This window comes from Cedecea sp. B1(4) (genome assembly GCF_059414925.1).
Genome location: NZ_JCAHMZ010000403.1, coordinates 1 through 227, shown reverse-complemented (window position 1 = coordinate 227; position 227 = coordinate 1). Strand labels below are relative to the sequence as shown.

1 protein-coding gene is annotated in these 227 nt (G+C 56.8%); it reads right to left on the bottom strand.

The window, feature by feature from the left end:
• Nucleotides 1-227 (bottom strand): hypothetical protein (locus tag ACR6JA_RS23480; RefSeq protein ID WP_494599969.1); only part of this gene is annotated, 227 nt, incomplete at both ends.

Below are 227 nucleotides of genomic sequence, written 5' to 3'. Positions count from 1 at the left end.
ATTTTCCGAATATCGGCAAACCGGATCGATACGCTCTCCGGATCGTCCGGCGTGGCCCAGCGGTCAAGGGTGTAGGGATGGTGGCTCATTGCACGCTCCTTGGGGTGTGAACTATGGCTGTCGTTGTTTGCTCCCTTGACTTTCCGGCTGTCATCCCGGGCGATCATTGGTGTGATCGCCGGACGAGTGTAGGCACAACGCATATTGGTGCCAGCATTGAAGGTGAC